The sequence below is a fragment of the Arthrobacter sp. P1_A5 genome (assembly GCF_056406825.1).
Window position 1 is genome coordinate 1 of record NZ_JBFTZL010000205.1, and the last position, 5,941, is coordinate 5,941.

A 5,941-nucleotide genomic window follows, 5' to 3' on the forward strand; every position below is an offset into this window, starting at 1 on the left:
GCTCGTGACCGACCATTCGTAGGTGCGCAGCGCCTCGATGGCCTGGACGGCGGCGTTGAACTCGGCCACGGTGGTGATGCACGGGATCCCGATCGAGGTCGCGGCGGCACGGAGTTCGTAGCCGTCGCTGCGGGCCTCGCCGCCGGAGGGGGTGTTGAAGACCATGTCGATCTCGCCGGCGATGATGAGGTCGGCGATGGTGCCTTCGCCTTCGGCGCTGGAGCCTTCGGCGACCTTCCGGACCGGGGTGGCCTGGATCCCGTTGCGGCGGAGCACGTCGGCCGTGCCGCCGGTGGAGACGATCTCGAAGCCGAGGTCCGAGAGCCGCTTGACGCCCATGATGACCGAGCGCTTGTCCCGGTTGGCCACCGAGACGAAGATCTTGCCCTCGGTGGGCAGGGCGTTGTTCGCGGCCGCCTGGCTCTTGGCGAAGGCCGTGTCGAAGTGCTTGTCGATGCCCATGACCTCGCCCGTGGAGCGCATTTCCGGGCCGAGCAGGGAGTCGACCACTTTGCCCTCCGGGGTGCGGAAGCGGCTGAACGGCAGCACGGCTTCCTTGACCGAGACCGGCGCGTCCAGCGGCAGGGTGGAGCCGTCGCCGCTCTCCGGCAGCATCTTGTAGGCGCTGCGGAGCTGGTTGATGGTGACGCCGGTGCCGATCAGGGCCGCGGCTTTCGCCATCTGGACACCCGTGGCCTTGGAGACGAACGGGACGGTGCGGGACGCGCGCGGGTTGGCTTCGAGGACGTAGAGCACGTCGGAGGCCAGGGCGAACTGGATGTTGATCAGGCCGCGGACGCCCACGCCCTCGGCGATCGCCAGGGTGGCGGTCCGCACCCGTTCCAGCACGTTGCCGCCCAGGGTGATGGGCGGCAGGACGCAGGCCGAGTCGCCGGAGTGGATGCCGGCCTCCTCGATGTGTTCCATGATGCCGCCGAGGTACATCTCCGTGCCGTCGTAGAGGGCATCGACGTCGATCTCGACGGCGTCCTCGAGGAAGCGGTCGATCAGCACCGGGTGGTCGGGGGTGATCTCGGTGGCGTTGGCGATGTAGCGGGAGAGGTTGGGCTCGTCGTAGACGATCTCCATGCCACGTCCGCCGAGGACGTAGGAGGGCCGGACCAGGACCGGGTAGCCGATCTCGTCGGCGATCTTCTTGGCGTCCTCGAAGGACACGGCGGTGCCGTTCTTCGGCGAGACGAGCCCGGCCTTGTCGAGGACGCGGGAGAAGGCGCCGCGGTGTTCGGCGAGGTCGATTGCCTCCGGCGAGGTGCCGAGGATCGGCACGCCGGCGTCTGCGAGCTGCTGGGCGAGCTTGAGCGGGGTCTGGCCGCCGAGCTGGACGAAGACGCCCATGACCCCGCCGGTGCGCTCCTCGGCCGCGATGACCTCAAGGACGTCCTCCAGGGTGAGCGGTTCGAAGTAGAGCCGGGTGGAGACGTCGTAGTCGGTGGAGACGGTTTCCGRGTTGCAGTTGACCATCACGGTCTCGTAGCCGGCCTTGCGCAGCGCCATCGAGGCGTGCACGCAGGAGTAGTCGAACTCGATACCCTGGCCGATCCGGTTGGGGCCGGACCCGAGGATGATGATGGACGGCTTGGCGTGCAGCGCAACCTCGTCCTCCTCGTCATAGGAGGAGTAGTGGTACGGGGTGTAGGCGGCGAACTCGGCCGCGCAGGTGTCCACGGTCTTGTAGACGGGACGGATGCCCAGGGCCTGCCGGACCCCGCGGACGACGTCCTCGGAGTTGTGGGTCAGCGCACCGATCTGTTCGTCGGAGAAGCCGTGGCGCTTGGCGCGGGTCAGCATCTCCGGCGTCAGCGCCGCGGCCTGGCGGATTTCGAGCGAGATCTCGTTCAGCAGCTGGAGCTGGTCCAGGTACCAGGGGTCGATCTTGGTCGCCTCGAAGAGCTGTTCCGCGGTGGCGCCGCCGAGCAAGGCCCGCTGCACCTGGTGCAGGCGCTCGGTGGTGGGACGCTTGGCCTTCTCGATCAGCTCCGCGACTTCCCATTCCGGGACGTGGCTGAAGTCCAGCTGGGAGCCCTTCTGCTCCAGGGAGCGCAAGGCCTTCTGCAGCGCCTCGGTGAAGTTCCGGCCCATGGCCATGGCCTCGCCCACCGACTTCATGGTGGTGGTCAGGGTGGGGTCCGCCGCCGGGAACTTCTCGAACGCGAAGCGCGGGACCTTCACCACCACGTAGTCCAGGGTCGGTTCGAAGGACGCCGGGGTCTTCTGGGTGATGTCGTTCGGGATCTCGTCCAGGGTGTAGCCAAGGGACAGCTTCGTGGCGATCTTGGCGATCGCGAAGCCGGTGGCCTTGGACGCCAGGGCGGAGGAACGGGAGACGCGGGGGTTCATTTCGATCACGACGACGCGGCCGGTGTCCGGCTCGACGGCAAACTGGATGTTGCAGCCGCCGGTGTCGACGCCGACCTCGCGGATGACCGCGATGGAGATGTCGCGCAGCCGCTGGTATTCGCGGTCCGTCAGGGTCAGGGCCGGGGCGACAGTGATCGAGTCGCCCGTGTGCACGCCGACCGGGTCGAAGTTCTCGATGGAGCAGACCACCACGACGTTGTCGTTCTTGTCCCGCATCATCTCGAGCTCGTACTCCTTCCAGCCGAGGATGCTCTCTTCGAGCAGCACCTCGGACGTGGGGCTGTACTGCAGGCCCTGGCCGACAATCCGGCGCAGGTCCCCCTCGTCGTAGGCCAGCCCGGAGCCCAGGCCGCCCATGGTGAAGGAGGGCCGGACGACCATCGGGTAACCGAGGTCACCGGCCGCGGCGAGTGCCTCGTCCATGGTGTGGATGATGTGGCTGCGGGCCGACTCGGCGCCGCAGCGCTCGACGACGCCCTTGAACTTCTCGCGGTCCTCGCCCAGCTCAATCGCGGCAATGTTGGCGCCGATCAGCTCGACGTTGTACTTCTCCAGGACGCCGTTCTTGTCCAGCGCGATGGCCGTGTTGAGGGCCGTCTGGCCGCCGAGGGTCGGCAGGAGCGCGTCGGGGCGCTCCTTGGCGATGATTTTCTCCACCACTTCGGGGGTGATCGGCTCGATGTAGGTCGCGTCCGCGAACTCGGGGTCCGTCATGATGGTGGCCGGGTTGGAGTTGACGAGGATGACCCGCAGGCCTTCCTCCTTGAGGACGCGCAGAGCCTGGGTGCCGGAGTAATCGAATTCGGCCGCCTGGCCGATCACGATCGGGCCGGACCCGATGACCATGACGCTCTTGAGGTCAGTTCTCTTGGGCATTACTTCGTGTCCTCAGTCTTGGAATCGGTGGCAGTCTTTGTGCCGGTCTCTGTCTTTGAAGAAGCGTCCGCCATCAGTTCGATGAAGCGGTCGAAGAGGTAGGCGGCGTCGTGCGGGCCGGCGGCCGCTTCGGGGTGGTACTGCAYGGAGAAGGCCGGAATGTCTAGGCAGGACAGTCCTTCGACGACGTCGTCGTTGAGGCTCACGTGGCTGACCTCGACGCGGCCGAAGCGTTCCTCGGGGGCCTGGGTGGCGCCGTTGAGCGGGGCGTCGACGGCGAAGCCGTGGTTCTGCGAAGTAATTTCGACCTTGCCGGTGCGGCGGTCCATCACGGGCTGGTTCAGGCCGCGGTGGCCGTAGCGGAGCTTGTAGGTGCCGAACCCGAGGGCCCGGCCGAGGATCTGGTTGCCGAAGCAGATACCGAAGTACGGGATCTTCTCATCGAGCACGGAGCGCAGCAGCGCCACCTGGTTGTCCGCGGTGGCGGGGTCGCCGGGGCCGTTGGACATGAAGAAGCCGTCCGGGTTGACGGCCTGGACGTCGGCGAGGGTTGCCGTGGCGGGCAGCACGTGCACCCGCACCCCGCGCTCGGCGAACCGGACGGGGGTCATGCGCTTGATGCCCAAGTCGATAGCGGCAATGCTGAACCGCGGCTCGCCGTCCCAGCCGAAGTCCTTGGGCTCCACCGTGTAGGCGGCGTCCACGCTGACTTCCTCGGCGAGCCGTGAGCCTTCCATCGGCGCGCTGGCCAGGACGGCGTCGATGAGTTCCTTGTCCGTGGCGCGGGCGGCGTCGCCGGAGAAGATGCCGGCGCGCATGGTCTTGTGTTCGCGCAGGTGGCGGGTGATGGCGCGGGTGTCGACGCCCTGGATGCCGACGATCCCCTGCTCGACGAGCTCGTCGTCGAGGGGGCGTTCGGAACGCCAGTTGGAGGGCCGGCGCGCGGCGTCGCGGACGATGTAGCCGGCCACCCAGATGCGGCGGGACTCGGCGTCGTCGGTGTTGACGCCGGTGTTGCCAATGTGCGGCGCGGTCTGGACCACGAGCTGGCGTGCGTAGGAGGGGTCGGTGATGGTCTCCTGGTAGCCGGTCATGCCGGTCGCGAAGACTGCTTCGCCGAGGGCCGTTCCGGTGGCGCCGTAGCTGGTGCCGCGGAAAATCCGGCCGTCCTCGAGCACGAGGACCGCGGGGGTGGATGCTGCAGCGGCGGCCTTTGCTGGCTCTGCAGCTTCTGTCACTGATTTTTCTGACACTGCTGTTGCTGTCACTTCGTTGGGGTCCGTCACGTCGTTACTTTCCACTATCGGCTTCTGCCTGAGGGGCTGCGGAGATCAAATCTTGGAGGGTGGTGAGGAGCACGGCTTTGTCCTCGGCGCGGCGCGTCCGGTAGCCGGTGTCGAGTTCGTGGGAACCGAGCATCCAGCTGAGCACCAGCAGGCCGTCCTTTTCCACGAACTTTCCGGCCATGCCGCTTTCCTGCCGCACACCGGTCAGGCGTCCGGCCGGGATGAACACCGGGCCGGCGCCCGCGCGCTCGAACAGCACGCCTTCCGGGTGCACGGAGAGCTTGGCGTTGGTGCGGATGCCCAGATTGTGCACGGCGATCCGGTCCAGCCAGTCGCCGGCGGTGGTGGAGGCGACGTACTGGCCGTCGGCGGCGGCCAGCGGGGCGCCGAGTTCGGCGGGAACCTCGGGGAGGGGCTCGACGTCGGACTGGCGGCGCAGGCGGTTACGCCAGCCGACGGCGATGAGGGCAAGCGCGACGCCAATCAGGACGAGCGTGAAGAGCAGGGAGAGGTCCTTGACACTCACGGGCGGCGGCCCGCCGGTCCTGCGTCGAGCGCTTCGGCCGGCCACCGGTACGGGGTGTTGAGTTTTCCGTCGAGAACGGTCGGGTGGCCCTTGAAGAACGTCGCCACTACCTTCCCCGGCAGTTCCCGGCCGGCAAACGGAGAGTTACGGCCCATGGTTGCCATCTTAGAAGGGTCCACGGTCCAGCGCGCAGCCGGGTCCACGAGTATGACGTTGGCAGGCTCCCCGGCCTCGAGCGGGCGGCCCTGGTCCTGGACCCGACCAATGGCGGCCGGCGCCGTGGAGGTCACGCGGGCAAAATCCTCCCAGCCCATCAGGCCTGTTTCGATCATGGTGTGCTGGACCACGGAGAGCGCGGTTTCCAGCCCGGTCATGCCCATGGCTGCCTGCGCCCACTCGCATTCCTTGTGTTCGCTCGGGTGCGGTGCATGGTCGGTGCCGACGACGTCGATCGTGCCGTCGGCCAGGGCGGCCCGGAGGGCCTGGACATYGGCGTCCGTGCGCAGCGGCGGGTTGACCTTGTAGACGGGGTCGTAGCTGCGGGCGAGCTCATCCGTGAGCCAGAGGTGGTGCGGGGTGACCTCGGCCGTGACGTTGACGCCGCGGGACTTGGCCCAGCGGATGATCTCCACGGACCCGGCCGTGGAGACGTGGCAGACGTGCAGGCGGGACCCGACGTGCTGGGCCAGCAGCACGTCCCGGGCGATGATGCTCTCTTCGGCGACGGCCGGCCAGCCGGCCAGGCCGAGGACGGCGGAGACCTCCCCCTCGTTCATCTGGGCGCCGGCGGTGAGGCGGGGTTCCTGCGCGTGCTGGGCCACGACGCCGTCGAATGCCTTGACGTATTCGAGCGCGCGGCGCATCAGCACCGGAT

The 5,941-nt window shown here is 67.9% G+C and carries 4 protein-coding genes; all 4 read right to left on the reverse strand.

Translation table 11 applies throughout. The features are described from left to right. The coding region (gene carB, locus AC1D1S_RS18510) for a carbamoyl-phosphate synthase large subunit (RefSeq protein ID WP_476995144.1) at positions 1–3,255 on the reverse strand (3,255 nt) is incomplete at its 3' end. After that, positions 3,255–4,493, reverse strand: a complete 1,239-nt coding sequence (gene carA, locus AC1D1S_RS18515; protein ID WP_476995145.1) for a glutamine-hydrolyzing carbamoyl-phosphate synthase small subunit — start codon at positions 4,491–4,493, stop codon at positions 3,255–3,257. The genes carA and carB, both read right to left, overlap by 1 nt. Before the next feature lie 52 nt (positions 4,494–4,545). Then, complete coding sequence (locus tag AC1D1S_RS18520; protein WP_243177376.1) at positions 4,546–5,067, reverse strand: PH-like domain-containing protein; 522 nt, start codon at positions 5,065–5,067, stop codon at positions 4,546–4,548. After that, a partial coding sequence (locus AC1D1S_RS18525; protein ID WP_476995146.1) for a dihydroorotase occupies positions 5,064–5,941 on the reverse strand: 878 nt, incomplete at its 5' end. The genes AC1D1S_RS18525 and AC1D1S_RS18520, both read right to left, overlap by 4 nt.